This window comes from Methylobacterium sp. 13MFTsu3.1M2 (assembly GCF_900112625.1).
Classification (GTDB): domain Bacteria; phylum Pseudomonadota; class Alphaproteobacteria; order Rhizobiales; family Beijerinckiaceae; genus Methylobacterium.
Window position 1 is genome coordinate 247,704 of sequence record NZ_FOMM01000005.1, and the last position, 20,311, is coordinate 268,014.

Sequence of the window (20,311 nt, forward strand, 5' to 3'; positions counted from 1 at the left end):
GGACGGGACCGCCCTACGACGCCGCCCGGAGGCGCGCGAAGCCGGCGTCGAGGTCGGCCTTGAGGTCGGCGGTGTCCTCGAGGCCGATGTGGAAGCGGAGCGCCGGTCCGCCGGGGGCCCACCGGGTCGCGGTCCGGTAGCCGGCACAGTCGAACGGGATCACGAGGCTCTCGAAGCCGCCCCAGGAGAAGCCCATCCCGAAGAGCTGCAGCCCGTCGAGCATGGCCGCCACCGCCGCCTCGGGCACCGGCTTGAGGATCACCCCGAACAGACCGGAGGCGCCCGCGAAGTCGCGCTTCCAGATCGCGTGGCCCGGATCCTCCGGCAGGCCGGGATGGAGCACCCGCAGTACCTCGGGCCGCGCCTGGAACCACTGGGCCATCTCCAGCCCGGCGCGGCCGTGCTCGCGCAGCCGCAGGTTCATAGTGCGCAGGCCGCGCAGCGCCAGGAAGATGTCCTCCGCGCCGGCGCACATGGCGAAATGGTCGAAGGTGCGGCGCACGGCCGGGTAGTACCGGGCATTCGCGGAGGTCAGGCCGATCAGCAGGTCCGAGCCGCCGCTCAGGTACTTGGTGCCGGCCTCGACCGCGATGTCGACGCCGCGCGCGTGCGGCGGGAACAGCAGCGGCGTCGCCCAGGTGTTGTCCATGATCACGCAGGCATCGTGGGCGTGCGCCACCTCGGCGATGGCCGGGATGTCCTGCATCTCGAAGCTCTGAGATCCGGGCGCCTCGACCAGCACGGCCCGGGTGTTCGGGCGCATCAGCGCCGCGATGCCGGCCCCGATGACCGGGTCGTAGTAGGTCACGTCGACGCCGTAGCGCGCCAGCACGCCGTCGCAGAACTGGCGGGTCGGCCGGTAGGCGGAATCGGTGACGAGGAGGTGGTCGCCCGCCGACACCGCGGCCATCAGCGCGACGGTGAGCGCCGCGAGGCCCGAGGGCGTCACGACGGTGCCGGCGGCGCCGGCGAGTTCCGTCCAGGCCCCCGTCAGCGCGTCCATGGTGGGCGTCGCCGAGGTGCCGTAATTGTAGCGCCCGCGCCGGTTCTTGATCGCGTCGTAGGTCGGGTAGAGGACCGTGGAGCCGCGGTAGATCGGCGTGTTCACGAAGCCGTGCTGCTCGCCCGGGTCGCGGCCCGCGTGGACGAGGCGCGTCGCGGGCGCGAAGGTCTGCGTGGCGTCGGGCGAGGGCTTCAGGGACATCGAGGCTCGGAGATCGCGTTGCGGTGCACCGCACGAAGCGCGCCGCGCCCGGCGAGGTCAAGCCGGACGCGCGGGCTCGCAGTGCCGGGCCGCCGCGTTTTCCGCCGTCACGGCTTCTCGGGCGGATCCGAGACCGCGGCCTCCTCGTAGGCCTCCATCCACGCGGCGCGCTCCTGGGAGCCCTCCGGATAGGGGCATTCGCTCACGGGCTTCCCGTAGAGGCGCGCGTTGCGGCCCTGGATGAACGGGCTGTCGCTCGCGGTGGCCTGGACGTTGGTCAATATCGCCTCCCGAAGACTTGGAGTGGGGCTTCGTTAACGGCCGCGCCGTAAATCTGTTGCCGTCTCAAGTCGCGTCCCGGGTCGTCGCTTGCGTATCCTGCGTTCCCTCCTCGGCGCCGTCCTCGTCCTCGTCTCGACGGCGACCGTCGCCCTCGTCAGCGCCGACCGGCTCGCCCATCTGGCGCCGGCGCCGGTGGTCCGTGCCGCCCAGGCCGAGCCGTCGGCGACGGGGTCGATCCCGCTTCCGGCGAAGGCCGCACCGGCGCCGAAGCCGGCCGTGCCCAGCATCCCCAACGGGTTCGACACGGAGCGGCTGCACGCGCTGATGCGCGGCGACCCGATCCTGCCGGGCCGCTGAGAGCGGGCCGGAGCGCGCTTATCCCGTTTCGGACCTCATCGCGAGGCGCGTCGGGCGCCTCGTGATGAGGGATCTTGGCCGGATCGCCCTACCGCGCCGTCCGGAAGACCTGCAGGTCGAGGTCGCGGACCTTCTTGCGCAGGGTGTTGCGGTTGACGCCGAGCAGCTCCGCGGCCCGGATCTGGTTGCCGCGGGTGGCGGCGAGCGCGGCGCCGATCAGCGGGCCTTCGATCTCCCGCAGGATCCGGTGATACAGCCCGGGGGGCGGCAGCGTGTCGCGATAGCCGGAGAAGTAATCCGAGAGGTGGCGCTCCACCGCGCTGGACAGGGTCTCCGACTCGCCGTTGGCCTTGCGGGCGGCGCCGTTGGCGGCCGGCGCCGCGGGTGTCGCCAGCGGCAGCGTGTCGAGCTCGGCCTCGATCACCGGGCCGGTGATCGTCTCCTGCGGGTAGAGGGCGGCGAGCCGCCGGACGAGGTTCTCGAGCTCGCGGACGTTGCCGGGCCAGCGGTAGCGCTTCAGCCGCTCCATGGCGTCGCCGTCCAGGGTCTTCCGGGTCAGGCCCTCGCGCTCGACCAGCACGAAGAAGTGGCGGACGAGGTCCGGCACGTCCTCGGAGCGCTCGCGCAGGGCCGGCAGCCGCAGCGGCACGACGTTGAGGCGGAAGAACAGGTCCTCGCGGAAGATGCCCTGCTGGATCGAGACCCGCAGGTCCTTGTTGGTGGCCGCGATGATCCGGACGTTGGTGCGGATCGGGACGCGCCCGCCCACCGTCGTGTACTCGCCCTGCTGGAGCACGCGCAGCAGCCGGGTCTGCGCCTCCATGGGCATGTCGCCGATCTCGTCGAGGAACAGCGTGCCGCCCTCGGCCTGCTCGAACCGGCCGGCGGAGCGCTGGAGCGCCCCCGTGAACGCGCCCTTCTCGTGGCCGAACAACTCGGACTCGATCAGGTCGCGCGGGATCGCCGCCATGTTAACCGGCACGAACGGGCCGGTGCGGCGGCGGCCGTAATCGTGCAGCGCGCGGGCGACCAGCTCCTTGCCGGTGCCCGACTCGCCGGTGATCATCACGGTGAGGTCGGTCGGCATCAGCCGGGCGAGCGCCCGATAGATCTCCTGCATGGCCGGCGAGCGGCCGACCAGCGGGATGTCCTCGTTCTCGGGGGGCGCCCCGGCCGGCGCCGCGCCGCGGGGGCGCGAGAGCGCCCGGCCCACGATGGCGATCAGCTCCTTCAGGTCGAAGGGCTTCGGCAGGTACTCGTAGGCGCCCCGCTCCGAGGCGCGGATCGCCGTCATGAAGGTGTTCTGCGCGCTCATCACGATGATCGGCAGCTCCGGCCGCACCCGCTTGATGCGCGGCAGCAGGTCGAACACGTTCTCGTCGGGCATGACCACGTCGGTGATGACGAGGTCGCCCTCCCCCTGCGCGACCCAGCGCCAGAGGGTGGCGCAGTTGCCCGTCGATCGGACCTCGTAGCCCGCCCGGGACAGCGCTTGGTTCAGCACGGTGCGGATGGCGGCGTCGTCGTCGGCGACGATGATGTGGCCGTTCGGCATGACTCTCTACTCAGACCTCCGACGGGGGGCCGGATTCGGGGATCGACATCACGGATCGACCGCCGATTCGCGCCCGTCCCGGGCACTCGACATCGGCAGAAGGATGCGGAACGCCGTGCGGCGCGGGGCGGGATCGCACTCGACGATCCCGCCGTGATCGCCGACGATCTTGGCCACCAAAGCAAGACCCAGGCCGGAGCCCTGCGCCTTGGTGGTGACGAACGGGTCGAACAGATCGGGCAGGAGGTCGGCCGAGATGCCCGGGCCGTTGTCGCGCACCGCCACCTCGATCGGCAGGCTGACCCGCTCGCGGGAGCCCGGAACCTGAAGGCGCAGGCCGGTGCGGAAGGCGGTCGACAGGGTGATCTCGCCCTCGACCGCGTCCGGGCCGATCGCCTCGGCGGCGTTCTTCACGAGGTTCAGGATCACCTGGATCAGCTGGTCGCGGTTGCCGAGCACCGGCGGCAGCGACGGGTCGTAGGTCTCGATGAACCGGATGTGCCGCGCGAAGCCCGACTGCGCCGAGCGCTTCACCTGGTCGAGCACCCCGTGGACGTTGACGGCGCCGCGATCCGAGGGGCGCTCGTCGCCGAACAGCTCCATGCGCTCGACGATGCGGACGATCCGGTCCGACTCGTCGCAGATCAGGCGGGTGAGCAGCCGGTCCTCCTCGGCGCCGGTGCTCTCGAGGAGCTGCGCCGCGCCGCGGATGCCGGCGAGCGGGTTCTTGATCTCGTGGGCCAGCATCGCGCCGAGCGCCACCATCGAGCGCGCCGCGCCGCGATGGGTGAGCTGGCGGTTCATCTTGTCGGCGATGGTGCGCTCCTGGAGCATCATCACCACGGCCTCGCCGTCGTCGCCGAGCGGCGTCGCGAACACGTCGACGCTGCGCTCCAGGCCGAGGCGCGGCTGGGTCAGCTCGACCCGGTACTCGCTGACGCTCGCGCGGCGCCGTCGGACCTCGGCCACGAGCGCGATGATCGGCGAGGCGAACGGGATGATGTCGCGCAGGCGCCGGCGCTGCATCAGCCGCGCCGAGTAGTCGAAGAACGCCTCCGCGGCGTGGTTGCAGTGGAGGATCTGCTCGTCGGCGCCGATGGTCAGGACCGGCAGCGGCAGCGCGTTCAGGACGGCCTCGGCGGCCGTGTCGCGCCGGGTGCCGGGTTCGCGCGGGAGGGGCTCGTCGCTCACGCGGCCTCCTGCACGGGGTTCGTCGCGCCCGCGAAGGCCCGGGCCAGCAGGTTGAGCGCGATCTCCGGGTCGGTGGTGGTGAGGAGGGTCGCGCGTTCCGCGGGACCCAGCGCGCCGCCGGTCTCGGCGTAGGCGGCGAGGTGCTTGCGGGCGTGGCGCACGCCCATGTCGCGGCCGTAGAGCGACAGCAGCCCCGCGTAGTGTTCCGCGGCCAGGGCGGCCTGCGCGGCCCGGGACGGCTCCGCGGCCGGCCGGCCCGCGAGCGCCGCGGCGACTTGGCCGACCAGCCAGGGGCGGCCGGTCGCCGCACGGCCGATCATGACGCCCGCGGCGCCGGAGGCGTCCAGGCAGGCGCTGGCGCTGGCGAGGTCGGTCACGTCGCCGTTGGCAATCACCGGGATCGACACCGCCGCGACGACGGCCCGGATCGCCGACCAGTCGGCGCTGCCCTTGTAGAATTGCTGCCGGGTGCGCCCGTGGACCGTCACGGCGTTCAGGCCCAGCCGCTCGGCCCGGGCGGCGAGATCCGCGGCGTTGCGGCTCGCGTCGTCCCAGCCGAGGCGCATCTTCACCGTCACCGGGACCGACACCGCGCCCCGGACCGCGGCGAGCAGGCGCTCGGCGTGGTCGAGGTCGCGCATCAGGGCCGAGCCCGAGGCGATCCCCGTCACGATCTTGGCCGGGCAGCCCATGTTCACGTCGACCACGTCGGCGCCCCCGGCCTCCGCGATCCGGGCGGCCTCCGCCATCGGGCCCGCCTCGCAGCCCGCGAGCTGGACCACGTGCAGGTCGACCCCGGAGCCCTCGGCGCGCATCGCGGCCTCGCCGGACCCGCGCGCGAGTTCCCGGGCCGCCACCATCTCGGAGACGACCGCGTCGGCGCCGCAGCGGCGGGCGATGCGGCGCATGTGCAGGTCGGTGACGCCCGAGAGCGGCGCGAGCAGGCAGAGCGGGGCGGGATCGGTCCCGTTTGCCCCCTCCGCGGTCGCTCCCGCACGGCGCAGCGCGCTCAAATATTGGTCAGTCGTCATTCTGCACAACAATGAGGCAAAGCCGGTCCGCTGGCAAGCGGGACCGCGCGTTGATTTCGGGCCCTCCCCCGCTTAAACGACGGGCACCCTCCGCGGCAGGGTCACGGCGGCACGCCTGGCCCGCGCGCTGGCCGCCATTCCGCCCCTCAGGACGTCACGAGCTCGTTGCCCATGCCCGCCACCGGCACGCCAGCCACCGGACCCGCCAGCGCGGGAGCCGGCGTCGCCGCGGTGGTGGTGGCGGCCGGACGCGGCATCCGCATCGGCGGCGGCACCCCCAAGCAGTACCGCCGCGTCGGCGGCCAGGCGGTCCTCACCCGCACCCTGGCGGCGCTCGCGGCGGACGACGCGATCGCGCGGATCCAGCCTGTGATCGCCGCCGACGCGGCGGAGTTCTTCCGCGACTGCCTGGAGGAGCTCGCGCCCGCGATCCGCGCCAAGGTCACGCCGCCGGTCGAGGGCGGCGCGACGCGCCAGCTCTCCGTGCGCGCCGGTCTCGAGGCCCTGGCCGCCGGCGACGCGCCCGAGATCGTGCTCGTCCACGATGCCGCCCGCCCCTACGTGGATTCCGCTTTGATCGCCCGGGCGATCGCGGCCGGCCGCGACCACGGGGCGGCCGTTCCGGGCGTGCCGGTCACCGACACGGTCAAGCGCGTCGTCGACATCGCGCCCGGCATCGGCCGGGTGCACGAGACCCCGCCGCGGGAGCACCTGCGCGCGGTCCAGACACCCCAGGCCTTCGTGTTCGGCCCGCTGCTCGGTGCCCACCGGGACGCCGCCGCGCAGGGCCTCGACGGTTTCACCGACGACGGCGCCCTCGCCGAATGGGCCGGCCTGCCGGTGGTGGTGTTCGCGGGCGACGTCGCAAACCGCAAGATCACCCAGCCCGCCGACCTGATCGAGGCGGACCGCGCCTTCGCGACCGAGACCACCGCATTGCCAGCGCCGGGAGCCCGCGCCATGACCACCTACGTGACCCGCCTCGGCACCGGCTTCGACGTGCACGCCTTCACCACCGGCGACCATGTCTGGCTGGGCGGGGTGAAGATCCCCGCCGACCGCGGCGTGCTCGCCCACTCGGACGGCGACGTCGCGCTGCACGCCCTGACCGACGCCCTGCTCGGGGCCATCGCGGACGGCGATATCGGCACCCACTTCCCGCCCTCCGACGAGCGCTGGCGCGGGGCTTCCTCGGACCAGTTCCTGGCCCATGCCTGCGACCTCGTCCGTGCCCGCGGCGGCCGCATCGACCACCTCGACATCACCGTGCTCGCCGAGGCCCCCCGCATCGGCAAGCACCGCGAGGAGATCCGCGCGCGCATCGCCGCCATCGCGGGCGTCCCGCTCTCGGCGGTCTCCATCAAGGCGACGACCACCGAGAAGCTCGGCTTCGTCGGCCGTGCGGAGGGGCTCGCCGCCCAGGCGGCCGCGACGGTCCGGCTGCCCGAGGAGGACGGCCCCGCCCTCGACGCGCAGGCCGAGACGGCGATGCGGCAGGGCTGAGCGGCCAGGGCTGGGCGGCCAGGACCGGGCGCGTCGCGCTCGGTGTCAGGCCACCCGCACCAGCAGCGCGATCGCCGCGACGCCCAGGACCGCCATCGTCAGCAGGATGCCGCCGCCCCGGCAGGCGAATTGGCGCGGCGAGTTCGGGGGCGCGAACATCCCGATCGGGTGCAGGATCCGGGCGACCAGCAGGGCGACCAGCAGCGCCCGGACGAGTCCGTGGCTGCCGCCGCTCGCCTCCAGCAGGCCGATGACGATCAGAGCCAGCGGCACGTATTCCGCGAAATTGGCGTGCGAGCGCACGCGCCTGAGGACCGTGTCGTCGCCGCCGTCGCCGAGCAGCACGTTCCCGGAGACGCGGGCCCCGATCACCCATCCCGAGAGGCCGAGATACACGAGGGCGAGCAGCCCGGCGTAGAAGGCCGTGGTCGCGGGGAAGATCATGGAAGGGCTGTCTCCAGTCGGCGGCCGCCGGTCCTTGAGCCGGGCTCGGCCATGGGTCACAACAGGAGATAGGGCGGCGACGCCCGAGGGGAGCCCGTTCGCGATGGTCGACGACGCAGAGCTTCTCGCCCGGGCCGAGGCGCTGGTGACCGCCTACGGGGCGGACGGGCGCACCGTCGCCACCGCCGAATCCTGCACGGGCGGCCTCGTGGCCGGGCTGCTCACCGCGGTGCCGGGCTCGTCGGCCGTCCTGGAGCGCGGCTTCGTCACCTACTCGAACGACGCGAAAGCCGAGGCGATCGGTGTGCCCATCGACCTGATCCGCCGGCACGGCGCGGTCAGCGAGCCCGTGGCGCGGGCGATGGCCGCCGGGGCGCTGGCCGCGTCGCGGGCCTCCGTCGCTGTCGCGATCACCGGCATCGCCGGCCCGGGGGGCGGGAGCGCCGAGAAGCCGGTGGGGCTGGTGCATTTCGGCCTCAGTCGGCGAGATGGCGAGACGCGCCACCTGGAGCGGCGCTACGGCGATCTCGGGCGCGCGGGCATCCGCCGCGCCGCCGTGGCCGACGCGCTCGGTCTGTTGGAGGACGCCCTCGGCGACTGATCGCGGCACGGGAAGGACGGCCCACGGGTACGGTGACGACCCGCCTCTGCATCGTCGGCGGGGGCCCCGCCGGGACGATGGCCGGCCAGCTCTTCGTCCGCGCGAGCCTCGACGTCACCGTTCTGGAGACGCACGCGGACTTCCTGCGCGACTTCCGCGGCGACACCATCCACCCCTCCAGCCGATGGACGAGCCGGGCTTCACCGAGCGCTTCCGCGCCCTCCCCCATTCAGTCCCGCGTGATCGCCGCGTCGCTGGCGGCCGACGTGCCGTTCCGGGCGCCTTTCGCCCTGCGCCTCATCGACGCCCTGCCGCGGTTTCAGGTCCTGCCGGCGCGGATGATCGGGATGGATGTGCGGCCCGAGCACGTGCGCGTGTCGCTGCAGGCCTGACGCCATCCCTGCGCACCGTCTTTGCGAGCGCAGCGAAGCAATCCAGGGCAACGCCACATTCGGAGGCGTCCCATTAACCTGGGTCGCTTCACGGCGCGCGCGAGGACGGCGGCTAAGCCCGCGCCCCGTACATCCGGTTCGCCCGCCCCTCGAAGGCGTCGGTGAACTTGCGGAAGGCGCGGTCGAACATCGTGCCCATGAGGAGCCCCAGGGTGCGGCTCTTGAACTCGTAGGTGATGAAGAAGTCGACGTTGCAGCCGCCGTCGGGGCCGTCCTTGAACAGCCAGCGGTTCTCCAAGTGCCGGAACGGGCCGTCGATGTACTCGGCGACGATCTTGAGACTCGCCGGATCGAGGGTGACCCGGGTGGTGAAGCGCTCGCGGATCGCCTTGTAGCCGACGCCCATCTCGGCGATCAGTACCTGCCCGCCCTCGGGCATGTCCTGCCGGCGGATCACCCGCAGGGATTCGCAGAGCGGCAGGAATTCGGGGTAGCGCTCCACGTCGGCGACGAGGTCGTACATCTGCTGCGGCGTGTGCTTCACCGCGCGGGTGACCCGGAAGGACGGCATGGTCTTCGGATATCCTCAGGCCGAGAGCGCGGGCGACAGTCTGGCCAGACGCGCCGCCTGCAAACGCGCGAAATCCTCGCCGGCATGGTGCGACGAGCGCGTGAGCGGCGTGGCCGACACCAGCAGGAAACCCTTGGCGTAGGCGGTGGTCTCGTAGGCCTTGAACTCGTCGGGGGGGACGAAGCGCACGACCTCGTGGTGCTTCTTCGACGGCTGCAGGTACTGGCCGACGGTGAGGAAGTCGACGTCGGCCGAGCGCAGGTCGTCCATGAGCTGGAGCACCTCGTTCCGCTCCTCGCCGAGCCCGACCATGATGCCGGACTTGGTGAAGATCGTCGGGTCGAGCTCCTTCACCCGCTGCAGCAGGCGCACCGAGTGGAAGTAGCGGGCACCCGGCCGCACCGTGAGGTACTTGGCCGGCACCGTCTCCAGATTGTGATTGAACACGTCGGGCTTGGCGGCGACCACGACCTCCAGCGCCCCGTCCTTGCGCAGGAAGTCGGGCGTCAGGATCTCGACGGTCGTGCCGGGGCTCGCGAGCCGGATGGCCGCGATGGTCCGGGCGAAGTGCTCGGCGCCGCCGTCCCTCAGGTCGTCCCGGTCCACCGAGGTGATGACCACGTGGTGCAGGCCGAGCTTGGCCACCGAATCGGCGATCTTGTCCGGCTCGCCCAGGTCGAGGGCGTCGGGCAGGCCGGTGCGCACGTTGCAGAAGGCGCAGGCCCGCGTGCAGGTGTCGCCCATGATCATGAAGGTGGCGTGCCGCTTCTCCCAGCACTCGCCGATATTCGGGCAGCCCGCCTCCTCGCAGACCGTGACCAGACCGTGCTCGCGCACGATCTTCTGCGTCTCGGACCAGGCCCTCGAACCCGGCGCCTTCACGCGGATCCAGTCCGGCTTCTTGGCCTGGACGGGCTGGTCGGGCCGGTGCGCCTTCTCCGGGTGGCGCAGGCGGACCGGCCGCGGATCGTTCTTCAGGGTGTCGAGGACGACGGCCATGGGTCGGGGGCACACCGCGGGCAAGCGCCCCAGGGGCGCGGTCGGGATCGCCCTGACTTAAGGCCCAAGGCCGCGCGCCGCAAACCGCCGCGACGCCGGGCCGCCCCGCGGTGGTTGAGGGTGCGGCCGTTCCGTCAGATCCCCAGCGCCCGGACGAAGAGCCCGGCCAGCACCGCCCCGACCAGGGGCGCGGCCACCGGGATCAGCGCGTAGCCCCAGTCGGAGCTGCCCTTGCCGGCGATCGGCAGCACCGCGTGGGCGACGCGCGGCCCGAGGTCGCGGGCCGGATTGATGGCGTAGCCGGTGGTGCCGCCGAGCGACAGGCCGATGCCCCAGACCAGCATGCCGACCATGTAGGGCGCGACGGCCCGCGGGATCGCGCCGGCCGAGCCCAGGGTGGTGGTCACGAGGGCGGAGATCGTCAGGATCAGGAAGAAGGTCGCGATGATCTCGGAGATCCAGTTGGCCTTCGCGTCGCGGATCGCCGGGCCGGTGCAGAAGCAGGCGAGCTTGAGGCCGGGATCCTGGGTCGCGCCCCAGTGCGGCAGGTAGTGGAGCCAGACCAGCACGGCGCCCACGAAGGCGCCGAGCATCTGGGCCGGGATGTAGACGGGGATCTTGCTGAAATCGCCGGAGCTGACCGCGCCCGCCACGGTGACGGCCGGGTTGATGTGGGCGTCGGCGCTGCCGGTGGCGTTGGCCACGAAGACGCCCGCGAGGACCGCGAAGGCCCAGCCCGCCGTGATGGCGATCCAGCCGGCATTCTCGCCCTTGGAATGCTTGAGCAGGGCGCCGGCCACGACGCCGTCGCCGAGCACGATCAGGGTCATCGTGCCCAGGAATTCGCCCAGGAAGGGTGATGTCATCGTCTCGTCTCCCCCGTTCGCTGCTTTTTGTGAAAGTTCAAAGCTTTGGCGAGCGCGTGAACGCCGGTGGCGGTCACCGAATGGTTACGCAGATCCGGGGCGGCGCCCTCTCCTGCGGTATCGGAGCGCCCCGGAGGCCTCTTCGAAGGCCTCCGGGGATCCCGCGGCGATCTGGAGCGCTTCTTCGAGGCCGCCGCGCAGCGGCTCCGGATGCGGGCGCGAGTGGGACTGCGCGGGGCGTGTGCGCCCCGAGCCCGTCTCAATCCTCGTCGGTCTTCCAGTCGAAGGAGCGCTGCACCGCCCGGCTCCAGGCGGCGGCGATCTTCTCGCGCTGGCCGGCATCCATCTTCGGCGTCCAGCGCTTGTCGACGCCCCAGTTGCGCTTGAGGTCGTCGAGGCCCTTCCAGTAGCCGACCGCGAGACCCGCCGCGTAGGCGGCGCCGAGCGCCGTGGTCTCGGCCACCTTCGGGCGCACCACCGGCACGTCGAGCAGGTCGGACTGGAACTGCATCAGGGTGTTGTTGGCGACCATGCCGCCGTCGGCCCGCAACTCCTTGACGGGGATGCCCGAATCCTTGGCCATGGCCTGCAGCACCTCGCGGGTCTGGAAGGCGGTCGCCTCCAGCACCGAGCGGGCGATGTGGCCGCGGTTGACGTAGCGGGTCAGGCCGATGATCAGGCCGCGGGCGCCCTCGTTCCAGTGCGGCGCGTAGAGGCCCGAGAAGGCCGGCACGAAGTAGACGCCGCCGTTGTCCTCGACCGTCGTGGCGAGCGTCTCGACCTCGGCGGAATCCTTGATCATGTGCAGGTTGTCGCGCAGCCACTGCACCAGGGCGCCCGTGATGGCGATCGAGCCCTCCAGCGCGTAGGCCGGCTTCTGGCCGTCGAGGCGGTAGGCCAGCGTGGTGACGAGGCCGGCCTTCGACGGGACCGGCTCCTCGCCGGTGTTCATCAGCGCGAAGCAGCCGGTGCCGTAGGTGTTCTTGGCCTCGCCCGGCGCGAAGCAGGTCTGGCCGAACAGGGCCGCCTGCTGGTCGCCCAGGATGCCGGCGATCGGCACGCCCGCGAACGGAGCCTTGGTCTCGCCGTAGACCTCGCTCGACGAGACGATCTTCGGCAGCATCGCCCGCGGGATGCCGAAGGTCGACAGCATGCCCTCGTCCCAGTCGAGGGTCTTCAGCGACATGAGCTGCGTGCGGCTGGCGTTGGTCACGTCGGTGACGTGGAGGCCGCCCTCGGTGCCGCCGGTCAGGTTCCAGACGAGCCACGTGTCGATGTTGCCGAACAGCACGTCCCCGGCCTCGGCCTTCTGCCGGGCGCCCTCGACGTGGTCGAGCAGCCAGCGCAGCTTGAGGCCGGAGAAGTAGCTCGCCAGCGGCAGGCCGGTGAGATCGCGGAACCGGTCGCGGCCGCCGTCGCGGGCGAACTCGCCCACCAGCCGGTCGTTGCGGGTGTCCTGCCAGACCAGGGCGTTGTGCAGGGGCTTGCCGGTCGTCCGGTCCCAGATCAGCGTGGTCTCGCGCTGGTTGGTGATGCCGACCGCCGCGAGGTCGGAGGGCTGGAGCCCGCCCTTCTCCAGGGCCTCGCGCATCACGCTCTGGGTCTTCGTCCAGATCTCCGTGGCGTCGTGCTCGACGTGGCCGGGAGCCGGGTAGATCTGCGCGTGCTCGGCCTGGGCGAGCGCGATCACGCTGCCCTCCCGGTCGAACACGATGAAGCGGCTGCTGGTTGTGCCCTGGTCGATGGCCCCGACGTAACGGCTCATCGTTCCCTCCCCTAGATGGCCCGACCGGTCTGTCGCCGGATCGGGTTCGAAAGCGTCAGGCGGCCTCGGCCCTGCGGTCGAGGTAGGCGGCGAGGCGCGCGGCGCTCTCCGCGCCGGTGCGCAGGCCGAGCTTGGAGCGCCGCCACAGGATGTCGTCGGCGGTGACCGCCCACTCCTCGGTCCGCAGGTAGTCGACCTCGGCCGCCGTGAGGCCGCCGTCGAAGGCCTCGCCGAGATCCGCCAGGGACTGCGCCGTACCGACGATGTCCCGGGCCCGGGTGCCGTAGGCGCGGGCGAGGCGGCGGGCGGTCTCCTCCGGCAGGAACGGCGTCTCGGCCCGCAGCTTGGCGAGGAACTGGTCGAAGTCGGCGTCCTTCATGGCGCCGCCCGGCAGGACCGCGTCGCCGGTCCAGGACTTCCCGAGGTGCGGGAAGTACGGCTTCAGTTTCTCCAGCGCGTGCTCGGCGAGCCGCCGGTAGGTCGTGATCTTGCCGCCGAAGACCGACAGCACCGCAGCCGCCCCGCCCTGGTCCTCCACGTCGAGGACGTAGTCGCGGGTCACGGCCGAGGCGTTCTCGGCCGCGTCGTCGTAGAGCGGGCGCACGCCCGAGTAGCTCCAGACCACGTCGGCCGGGGTGATCGTCGTGTCGAAGGAGCGGTTGATGCAGCCGCAGAGGTAGTCGGTCTCGCTCTCGGAGATCGAGACCGGGCCGGGCTCGCCGTCATAGGGCACGTCGGTGGTGCCGATCAGCGTGAAGTCGCGCTCGTAGGGGATCGCGAAGATGATGCGCTTGTCGGGCTGCTGCAGGATGTAGGCCTGATCGCCCGCGAACAGGCGCTTGACCACGATGTGGCTGCCCTTGATCAGCCGCACCGCCGCGCGGCTGTTGATGCCGAGCGTGCCGCCGAGCGTCTCGCTGACCCACGGGCCGGCGGCGTTGACGACGGCCTTCGCGCGGATCGTCCGCTCGGTGCCGCCGCGCTCGTCGCGCAGCGTCGCGACCCAGCCGTCACCCTCGCGCCGGGCCGAGACGACGCCGGTGCGGGTCATCACCGTGGCGCTGCGCTCGCGGGCGTCCATGGCGTTGAGCACCACGAGGCGGCTGTCCTCGACCCAGCAGTCGGAATAGACGAAGCCGCGCGTCAGGCGCCGCTGCAGCGGCGCCCCGTAGGCGGAGCTGCGCAGGTCGACCCCGTGCGAGCCTGGGAGCGTGCGCAGCCGCGCGAGGTGATCGTAGAGGAACAGGCCGAGCCGCAGCATCCAGGCCGGGCGCAGGCCCTCGTCGTGAGGCAGGACGAAGCGCAGGGGCCAGATCACGTGCGGGGCGAGCCGCAGCAGCCGCTCGCGCTCGGCGAGCGCCTCACGCACGAGGCGGAACTCGTAGTATTCAAGGTAGCGCAGGCCGCCGTGGATCAGCTTCGTCGACGACGAGGAGGTGAAGCCGGCAAGGTCACCGCGCTCGGCCAGCAGGACCGACAGACCCCGGCCGGCCGCGTCCCGGGCGATGCCCGTGCCGTTGATGCCGCCGCCGATGATCAGGAGATCGTAGGCGTCGGACGGCTCGCGCTGTCGCGGTGCAGCCGCCATGGTTCCTCCTGGGCCGCCTTGGTGGCGTTTCGGCACTATATTGACGCGGCGGTCGGCTTTCGCAAGCGAAAAATCGATGTTCGTTACGGTTCGTCCGCGCTGTCGGCGACCGCCAGGTTGACGCCCAGACGCTCCATGAGCGCGACGATCTCGGCCGGTGGCGCCCGGTCGGTGAAGAAGGTGTCGACCTGCTCCAGGCGCCCGACCTGGACCATGGGCCGCCGCGTGAACTTGGTGTGGTCGGCCACCAGGAAGGTTTTCCGGGCATGGGCCAGGATGGTCTGGGTCGCCCGCACCTCCTCGTAATCGTAGTCGAGGAGCGCCCCGTCGCCGTCGATGCCGCTGATGCCGATCACCGCCACGTCGACCCGGAACTGGCTGAGCGTGTCGCAGGTGAGCTGACCCAGCACCGCGCCGTCGCGGTTCCGCACGGTGCCGCCCGCCACGACGATGCGGAACTCGGTCGTCTCGGCGAGCGAGATCGCCACGTTGAGGTTGTTGGTGATGATGCTGAGATCGTCGTGTCGGGTCAGCTCGCGCGCGACGGCCTCCGGTGTCGTGCCGATGTTGATGAAGACCGAGCAGTGCGACGGGATACGGCTCGCCGCGAGGCGGCCGATCCGGCTCTTCTCCGGCAGCAGGGTCACCCGCCGGTCGGCGTAATCGATGTTCTCGACGCTGGAGGGCAGGCCGCCGCCGCCGCGGTAGCGCTCCAGCCGCCCCTCGGCGCTCAGCTCGTTGAGGTCGCGCCGGATCGTCTGGACGGTGACGCCGAACTGCGCCGCCAGGGCCTCGATCGTCACGAAGCCGCGCTGGCGGACCGAGGCGACGATCGCGCTGCGCCGCCCCTCGACACCGGTCGCCTCGATCCTGTCGTCGGATCTCCGGTCGAGCGGTCGTGACATCGATACTCCCTCGCCTTCGTGAGGCCGTCGCACCGCTGTACTGATTGCCGGACGATGTTCGTTTGCGAACATGTTCGGGCGTCGCGGCTTTCGCACAACTCTGGACCGCGCCGCGCCGGCCGGCAACAGTCGGACGCCACGCGTCGACCGGACTGCACTATGCTTCAGGCCCGCACGACCGGCACTTCGCCTGCGACCGGGCATAAAAAAGGCCTGCCGCGGGTGCGACAGGCCGAGCCACCCGGACGACGCCTGCGGCGCGTCCCGGTGTTCGCCACTCACATGTGGTGGCGCATCCGGCGATGATGCTTCATGCGCTTGTGCTTCATGCGCTTGCGCATCGTCGGACGCGCGGCCGGAGCGGCACCCTGCTCCATCGCGGCCGCCTCGCCGGCGCGCTCCAGGCCGCCGCGCGGGCCGCCGGCCTGCGCGCCCGAGGCGTTGTAGGGCGAGTTGCCCTGGGCGTAGGCGGAGCCCGCGAGGAGCGTCAGCGACGCGGCGGCCAACAGAAGTTTCCTCATCGTCAATCCCTGGCGTAGACCGGCGCAGGCAAAGCACGCGCCTCGTCAGGCGCGTTGCCGCTGCGTCGGAAAATAAGCGGCTCAGACGAGACTTGGTTCCGCGTCATCGTGCCGGTGCGGCGCACAATTGCCGGCAGCGTTAACTCGGCCTATGTCGCGACCCGTCCCGGCCCGGCCGCGACCGAGCAACAGGGGAGCGGGTGGCGGTGGCCAGCAGCGGTTCGGCCTATCTCCTGCTGGACGTCGCCGGTGCGGCCTGCGCCCTGCCCCGCGGCGCGGTCGCCGAGATTCTGCCGCTGCCGGACCTGCACGCGCCGCCCGCCTCCGGCAGCTGGCTCACCGGCTTCCTCAATCTCGGCGGCACGCCGGTCCCGGTCGTCGACCTCGCGGCGCTGCTCGGCCTGCGCCCGGCCGGCGCGACGCCCGGACTCTACGCCCATCTCGCGCTGATGCAGGGCGAGGCCGTCGCGTACCTCGTCGATCGCGTGGCCGACCTCACGACCGTCCCGGATTCCGCGGTCCGGCCGGCCGAGGCGGCCGACACGCTCAACGGCTGCGTCGCCGCCGAGCTGGTCCTCGGCGAGCGGCTCGTCCACGCGCTGGCGCCGGAGCGCCTCCTGACCGTGCAGGAACAGGTCCGCGTCGACGCCCTGGCGCGGGCCGCCGCCGAACGTCTCGCCGCGCTGCCGCACGCCGTCTGACCGCGCGATGGCCCGACCGGGGAATCCCCGTCCCGACCTGAGTGCCGATCCCGCCTACGCGCCGCTCAAGGCGCGGATCATCGCGCGCACCGGCCACCACTACTACACCGACAAGGACGAGCTGCTGATCGAGCGGCTGCACCGCCGGTTCCGCGCCGCCGCCGTGGCCGATTGCGCCGCCTACGCGGCCCTCCTGTCGAGCGGCGCGGAAGGCGAGGCGGAATGGGCCCGGCTGGAAGCTGAGATCACCGTCGGCGAGACGTTCTTCTTCCGCTACGCCGAGCAGTTCAGCGCGCTGCGCGCGACGATCCTGCCGGCGCTGATCGCGGCACGGGCGTCCGAGCGCGTCCTCCGGATCTGGAGCGCGGGCTGCTCCACCGGGGCCGAGGCCTATTCCCTGGCGATCCTGGTGCACGAGCTGCTCGGCGACGCCCTGCCCGAGTGGCGGGTGGCGATCCTCGGCACTGACATCAGCGTCGAGGCGCTCGCCACGGCCCGCGCCGCCGAGTACGGCCGCTGGGCGCTCCGGACCTTGCCGCCGGAGGACCGGCTCCGCTACTTCACCCGGCTGCCGCCCGCGCCGGGCATCCGGCGCGAGGGCGGCTACGCCCTCCGGCCCGAATACCGCGGTCCGGTCCGGTTCGAGCGCGGCAACCTGCTGAGCCTCGTCGAGCCGGGGCCGCCGCAGGGCGAGCCCTTCGATCTGATCCTTTGCCGGAACGTGCTGATCTACTTCGATGCCCGGACGGTCGCCGCGGTGGTGCGCGGGCTCGGCCGAAGGTTGCGGCCGGAGGGCTGGCTGCTCCTCGGCCACGCCGAGCCGAGTCCCGCCTTCGCGAGCTTCCTCGACGCCGTCAGCCTGCCCGGGACCGTGGCCTACCGACCGCGCGCCGAGGCGCCGCCGGTCGCGCCGCCGGTCGACCTGTCCGGTGCGCCCGCGCCGAACCCCGTCCCTCCGGCGCGACAGGCGACGGAGCCGCCCCCGGCGGATCCTGACCCGGGCCAGTCCGGGGCTGCAGAGGCCGACGCCGCGGCCGTTCCCGCCCCGGACCCGGTCGCCGCACCCGGCACCGGTCCGGCTCCCGCAGCGCCCGAGAGCCGGGAGGACCGGCCGGAAGAGGAGGACGCCGTCGACCTCGACCGGATCCGCGCGCTGGCCGATTCCGGCGAGACCGGAGCGGCCTGGCGGGCGCTGCGGGGCGCCCTCGACCGCGATCCGACCGACACCGCCCTGCGCTTCTACGAGGGCCTCCTGGCCCGCACCCTCGGACGCGACGCCGAGGCCGAGCGGGCGCTGCGGGCCGCGCTCTACCTCGACCGCGGTTTCGTGATGGCCCACTACCACCTCGGCCTGCTGCTGATCGCGCTGCGACGGCCGCACGAGGCGCTCCGCGCCCTCGACAACGCCGTCGCCTTGAGTCAAGCCCTCGGGCCGGACACGGCGCTGCCCGAGGGCGACGGCGCCTCCGCGGGCGAGATCGCGGCCAGCGCGGCCGCGGCCCGCGCCGCGCTCGGCGGCGCCGGCAGCAGGAGGTCCTGATGGGCGCAGGCCCGAGTGCACAGGGCGGCCGTCCGCGGCCGGAGCGGGACCTGCGCGCCGAGCGCGCCGCCGCCCTCGCCCGGCGCGGTGCCGCGGCGGCCGCGACCGATTCGGGCGTCGATCACCTCGTCTGCGCCTGCGGCGGCGAGCGCTACGGCGTGCCGCTGGCGGCCGTCGCCCAGGTCCTGCCGTCGCGCCCCGCCACGCCGATGCCCGGGGCGGTGCCGGCGCTGGACGGTCTCGTCGCCCTGTCCGGGCGGATCGTCGGCGTGCTCAGCCTCGCCCGGGCCCTCGGCCGGCCGGATCCCGCGTCCGACGCCGACGCGGCGGCCCACATGATCGTGCTGCGCGGCGTCCACCCCCAGCCCCTCGCTCTCGCGGTGGACCGGGTCCTGGGCATCGCCCGGGCCCCTGGCGCGGCCGGCGCGGCCGGCGCCGAGGCGGCCGATCCCGATCGCTTGGGCAACGAGGCCGCCTCGGTCTATGCCCCGGCCTCCGGGGCGGCGGGCGACGGCCGTCCCGACTTCGTCGTCATCGACCTCCCCCGCCTCCTGCGCCGCGCGCTGCCCTGACCGGGCCGCCTGCCCCAACCGGAGCCATCCCCGCCCGTGTCGCTCTCGATCGGAAAACGCATCCTCCTCGGCTTCTTCGCCATCACGGTGGTGGTGGTGGCGCTCGGCCTCTACGCCCTGGAGCAGATCGGCGCGGTGCGCGACACGACCGACGCGATCGTCCGGCGGGACATGACGATCCTGCGCCAGCTCGACGATCTCGGGAACGACGCGCGCGACCTCGGTCTCCTGCGCCGCACGGCCGTGATCACGATGCTGATGCAGGCCCAGGGGCGCGCGACCCAGGCCGGCGACACCCTGGCGGCTTGGCGCCAGACCGCGGCCCAGGTCGAGAACCGGCTCGCCACGACGATCCAGCTCGCCACCCAGTACCGGACGCAGGTCGTGTCCGCCGAGCGCGTCGCGGCCTGGGACCGCATCGCCGCGGCGGCGACCGCGGTCCAGGGCTCGTTCCGCGAGGTCAGGGCGCAGGGCGAGGCGCAGTTCGCTGCCATCGCCCAGCAGGACGTCGCGGCGGTCGAGGCCCGCAACGCGGAGATCGCGCGGCTGCAGGCACCCTTCCTCGAGGGGATCAAGAACCTCCGCTCGCAGCTCGACGGCGGCATGGCGCTGGGCCAGCGCGCCGCGCAGGAGGTCTACGAGCGCTCGCGCCTCTCGATCTACCTGACCCTGGCCGCCGCGGTGCTGCTGGCGGTCCTGATCACGTGGCTGATCAGCCGCGCGGTGGTGCGGCCGCTCGAGACGGTCATGGCCTTCGTCGGCCGCGTCGGCGAGGGTGACCTGTCCGGCCAGCTGGCGGCCGGCGGGCGCGACGAGATCGGCCGTCTGAGCACGACGCTGAACACGATGGTCTCGGGTCTGTCGGACTTGGCGCGGACGAACCGGGCGGCGACGGCGGACCTGAACGCGGCCGCGGCCGAGATCCGCGCCTCGGCGCAGGAGCAGGCCGCCTCGGTCGAGCAGCAGTTCGCCGCCGTGCAGGAGACCGCCGCCACGGTCGACGAGATCACCCATTCGGGGGCGCAGATCTCCAAGCGCGCCACCGAGGTGATCGCCACCGCCCAGGCGACCGCGCAGACCTCGCGCCAGGGCCTGCGCGCGGTGTCCGACACCGCCAAGGCCATGGACGCGATCCGCGAGCAGGCGGAGGCGGTGGCCGGCAACATCGTCAGCCTGTCGGAGAAGACCCAGACGATCGGCGACATCATCGAGACGGTCAACGACATCTCGGAGCGCACGCACCTGCTGGCGCTGAACGCCGCCATCGAGGCGGCCGCGGCCGGCGAGAGCGGGCGCAGCTTCTCGGTGGTGGCCTCGGAGATGAAGCTCCTGGCCGACCAGGCCAAGGCGGCCACGGGGCAGGTGCGGGGGATCCTGGGCGAGATCCAGCGGGGCATCAACACGTCGGTGATGCTGACCGAGGAGGCGGTCAAGCGCGCGGCGGCGGGCAAGACGCGCTCGGACACGACGCAGCGCACGATCGAGGAGATCACCGCGCGGGTGGAGGAGAACGTGCAGACGTTCCAGCAGATCGTGGCCTCGACCAACCAGCAGCAGCTGGGCATCGAGCAGGTGATGGGGGCGCTGCAGAACATCCGCCAGGCCAGCCAGCAGACCGCGGCCGGCACGCGGCAGGTCGAGGCCGCCTCCGCCAACCTCACCGAGCTCGCCCAGGCCCTCATGGCCCTGGCCGAACGATACCGGCACTGAGGCGGGCGCCCCG

The 20,311-nt window shown here is 72.6% G+C and carries 20 protein-coding genes and 1 pseudogene; 8 read left to right on the forward strand and 13 right to left on the reverse strand.

Annotation, left to right across the window (positions count from 1 at the left end; translation table 11 throughout):
- Positions 1–13: 13 nt before the first annotated feature.
- Both metC and BM314_RS30480 read right to left on the reverse strand, forming a co-directional pair.
- The gene (gene metC, locus BM314_RS05790; protein WP_091977351.1) at positions 14–1,204 is read right to left on the reverse strand and encodes a cystathionine beta-lyase; all 1,191 of its coding nucleotides are present in this window, start codon (positions 1,202–1,204) and stop codon (positions 14–16) included.
- A gap of 107 nt (positions 1,205–1,311) precedes the next feature.
- Positions 1,312–1,485, reverse strand: coding sequence for a ribosome modulation factor (locus BM314_RS30480; protein ID WP_020095408.1), 174 nt, complete (start codon positions 1,483–1,485; stop codon positions 1,312–1,314).
- Positions 1,486–1,573: 88 nt separating this feature from the next.
- On the opposite strand from BM314_RS30480, the gene BM314_RS05795 reads away from it, so the two are divergent.
- Complete coding sequence (locus BM314_RS05795; RefSeq protein ID WP_056532366.1) at positions 1,574–1,843, forward strand: hypothetical protein; 270 nt, start codon at positions 1,574–1,576, stop codon at positions 1,841–1,843.
- An 88-nt stretch (positions 1,844–1,931) separates the two neighbouring features.
- Here the strand turns inward: BM314_RS05795 and ntrC are convergent, their stop codons facing one another.
- From ntrC to dusB, 3 genes are read right to left on the reverse strand one after another with little or no spacing between them, the layout of a single operon-like run.
- Positions 1,932–3,398 carry a nitrogen regulation protein NR(I) gene (gene ntrC, locus BM314_RS05800; protein WP_012319142.1) on the reverse strand — a complete coding sequence of 489 codons (1,467 nt, stop codon included), beginning with the start codon at positions 3,396–3,398 and terminating at the stop codon, positions 1,932–1,934.
- A 48-nt stretch (positions 3,399–3,446) separates the two neighbouring features.
- Positions 3,447–4,589, reverse strand: a complete 1,143-nt coding sequence (locus BM314_RS05805) for a two-component system sensor histidine kinase NtrB (RefSeq protein WP_020095410.1) — start codon at positions 4,587–4,589, stop codon at positions 3,447–3,449.
- Positions 4,586–5,620 (reverse strand): tRNA dihydrouridine synthase DusB, encoded by a 1,035-nt coding sequence (gene dusB / locus BM314_RS05810; protein ID WP_091977353.1) that lies wholly within the window; start codon positions 5,618–5,620, stop codon positions 4,586–4,588. The genes BM314_RS05805 and dusB overlap by 4 nt, the downstream gene beginning before the upstream one ends.
- A 171-nt stretch (positions 5,621–5,791) precedes the next feature.
- On the opposite strand from dusB, the gene BM314_RS05815 reads away from it, so the two are divergent.
- Positions 5,792–7,123 (forward strand): bifunctional 2-C-methyl-D-erythritol 4-phosphate cytidylyltransferase/2-C-methyl-D-erythritol 2,4-cyclodiphosphate synthase, encoded by a 1,332-nt coding sequence (locus BM314_RS05815; RefSeq protein WP_056532362.1) that lies wholly within the window; start codon positions 5,792–5,794, stop codon positions 7,121–7,123.
- A 45-nt stretch (positions 7,124–7,168) separates the two neighbouring features.
- Here the strand turns inward: BM314_RS05815 and BM314_RS05820 are convergent, their stop codons facing one another.
- Positions 7,169–7,567, reverse strand: a complete 399-nt coding sequence (locus tag BM314_RS05820) for an MAPEG family protein (RefSeq protein ID WP_020095413.1) — start codon at positions 7,565–7,567, stop codon at positions 7,169–7,171.
- Between the two features lie 103 nt (positions 7,568–7,670).
- Between BM314_RS05820 and BM314_RS05825 the strand changes: the two genes are divergently transcribed.
- Positions 7,671–8,168, forward strand: coding sequence for a CinA family protein (locus BM314_RS05825; protein WP_091977354.1), 498 nt, complete (start codon positions 7,671–7,673; stop codon positions 8,166–8,168).
- 77 nt (positions 8,169–8,245) lie between these two features.
- Positions 8,246–8,394: pseudogene (locus BM314_RS29920) on the forward strand (FAD-dependent oxidoreductase); the annotation flags it as partial.
- 278 nt (positions 8,395–8,672) lie between these two features.
- Here the strand turns inward: BM314_RS29920 and BM314_RS05830 are convergent.
- The 7 genes from BM314_RS05830 to BM314_RS05860 form a co-directional block, all read right to left on the reverse strand.
- Positions 8,673–9,131: a type II toxin-antitoxin system RatA family toxin gene (locus BM314_RS05830; RefSeq protein WP_020095415.1), complete on the reverse strand. Its 459-nt coding sequence runs from the start codon at positions 9,129–9,131 to the stop codon at positions 8,673–8,675.
- Between the two features lie 15 nt (positions 9,132–9,146).
- Complete coding sequence (gene lipA, locus BM314_RS05835; RefSeq protein ID WP_091977356.1) at positions 9,147–10,130, reverse strand: lipoyl synthase; 984 nt, start codon at positions 10,128–10,130, stop codon at positions 9,147–9,149.
- 134 nt (positions 10,131–10,264) lie between these two features.
- On the reverse strand, positions 10,265–10,996 hold the full coding sequence (locus BM314_RS05840; protein ID WP_020095417.1) for an MIP/aquaporin family protein: 732 nt from the start codon (positions 10,994–10,996) through the stop codon (positions 10,265–10,267).
- Between the two features lie 259 nt (positions 10,997–11,255).
- On the reverse strand, positions 11,256–12,761 hold the full coding sequence (glpK, locus tag BM314_RS05845) for a glycerol kinase GlpK (RefSeq protein ID WP_091684008.1): 1,506 nt from the start codon (positions 12,759–12,761) through the stop codon (positions 11,256–11,258).
- Between the two features lie 55 nt (positions 12,762–12,816).
- Positions 12,817–14,349: a glycerol-3-phosphate dehydrogenase gene (gene glpD, locus BM314_RS05850; protein ID WP_091977358.1), complete on the reverse strand. Its 1,533-nt coding sequence runs from the start codon at positions 14,347–14,349 to the stop codon at positions 12,817–12,819.
- An 83-nt stretch (positions 14,350–14,432) separates the two neighbouring features.
- Positions 14,433–15,254, reverse strand: a complete 822-nt coding sequence (locus BM314_RS05855; RefSeq protein WP_020095420.1) for a DeoR/GlpR family DNA-binding transcription regulator — start codon at positions 15,252–15,254, stop codon at positions 14,433–14,435.
- Positions 15,255–15,532: 278 nt separating this feature from the next.
- Positions 15,533–15,775, reverse strand: coding sequence for a hypothetical protein (locus tag BM314_RS05860; protein ID WP_043343441.1), 243 nt, complete (start codon positions 15,773–15,775; stop codon positions 15,533–15,535).
- A 206-nt stretch (positions 15,776–15,981) separates the two neighbouring features.
- Between BM314_RS05860 and BM314_RS05865 the strand changes: the two genes are divergently transcribed.
- The 4 genes from BM314_RS05865 to BM314_RS05880 are packed head-to-tail and all read left to right on the forward strand — an operon-like array spanning position 15,982 to position 20,298.
- Complete coding sequence (locus tag BM314_RS05865; RefSeq protein WP_091977373.1) at positions 15,982–16,476, forward strand: chemotaxis protein CheW; 495 nt, start codon at positions 15,982–15,984, stop codon at positions 16,474–16,476.
- A 7-nt stretch (positions 16,477–16,483) separates the two neighbouring features.
- Positions 16,484–18,016 (forward strand): CheR family methyltransferase, encoded by a 1,533-nt coding sequence (locus BM314_RS05870; RefSeq protein WP_091977359.1) that lies wholly within the window; start codon positions 16,484–16,486, stop codon positions 18,014–18,016.
- The gene (locus tag BM314_RS05875; RefSeq protein ID WP_091977361.1) at positions 18,016–18,588 is read left to right on the forward strand and encodes a chemotaxis protein CheW; all 573 of its coding nucleotides are present in this window, start codon (positions 18,016–18,018) and stop codon (positions 18,586–18,588) included. The genes BM314_RS05870 and BM314_RS05875 overlap by 1 nt, the downstream gene beginning before the upstream one ends.
- Before the next feature lie 36 nt (positions 18,589–18,624).
- Positions 18,625–20,298 (forward strand): methyl-accepting chemotaxis protein, encoded by a 1,674-nt coding sequence (locus tag BM314_RS05880; protein ID WP_091977363.1) that lies wholly within the window; start codon positions 18,625–18,627, stop codon positions 20,296–20,298.
- The last annotated feature ends 13 nt before the right edge of the window (positions 20,299–20,311 follow it).

Excerpts from the sequence above, each read along its gene's own strand:
- metC (WP_091977351.1), bottom strand. The coding sequence starts at position 1,204 with ATGTCCCTGAAGCCCTCGCCCGACGCCACGCAGACCTTCGCGCCCGCG.
- ntrC (WP_012319142.1), bottom strand. The coding sequence starts at position 3,398 with ATGCCGAACGGCCACATCATCGTCGCCGACGACGACGCCGCCATCCGC.
- dusB (WP_091977353.1), bottom strand. The coding sequence starts at position 5,620 with ATGACGACTGACCAATATTTGAGCGCGCTGCGCCGTGCGGGAGCGACC.
- BM314_RS05815 (WP_056532362.1), top strand. The coding sequence starts at position 5,792 with ATGCCCGCCACCGGCACGCCAGCCACCGGACCCGCCAGCGCGGGAGCC.
- BM314_RS05820 (WP_020095413.1), bottom strand. The coding sequence starts at position 7,567 with ATGATCTTCCCCGCGACCACGGCCTTCTACGCCGGGCTGCTCGCCCTC.
- BM314_RS05825 (WP_091977354.1), top strand. The coding sequence starts at position 7,671 with ATGGTCGACGACGCAGAGCTTCTCGCCCGGGCCGAGGCGCTGGTGACC.
- BM314_RS05830 (WP_020095415.1), bottom strand. The coding sequence starts at position 9,131 with ATGCCGTCCTTCCGGGTCACCCGCGCGGTGAAGCACACGCCGCAGCAG.
- lipA (WP_091977356.1), bottom strand. The coding sequence starts at position 10,130 with ATGGCCGTCGTCCTCGACACCCTGAAGAACGATCCGCGGCCGGTCCGC.
- BM314_RS05840 (WP_020095417.1), bottom strand. The coding sequence starts at position 10,996 with ATGACATCACCCTTCCTGGGCGAATTCCTGGGCACGATGACCCTGATC.
- glpK (WP_091684008.1), bottom strand. The coding sequence starts at position 12,761 with ATGAGCCGTTACGTCGGGGCCATCGACCAGGGCACAACCAGCAGCCGC.
- glpD (WP_091977358.1), bottom strand. The coding sequence starts at position 14,349 with ATGGCGGCTGCACCGCGACAGCGCGAGCCGTCCGACGCCTACGATCTC.
- BM314_RS05855 (WP_020095420.1), bottom strand. The coding sequence starts at position 15,254 with ATGTCACGACCGCTCGACCGGAGATCCGACGACAGGATCGAGGCGACC.
- BM314_RS05860 (WP_043343441.1), bottom strand. The coding sequence starts at position 15,775 with ATGAGGAAACTTCTGTTGGCCGCCGCGTCGCTGACGCTCCTCGCGGGC.
- BM314_RS05870 (WP_091977359.1), top strand. The coding sequence starts at position 16,484 with ATGGCCCGACCGGGGAATCCCCGTCCCGACCTGAGTGCCGATCCCGCC.
- BM314_RS05875 (WP_091977361.1), top strand. The coding sequence starts at position 18,016 with ATGGGCGCAGGCCCGAGTGCACAGGGCGGCCGTCCGCGGCCGGAGCGG.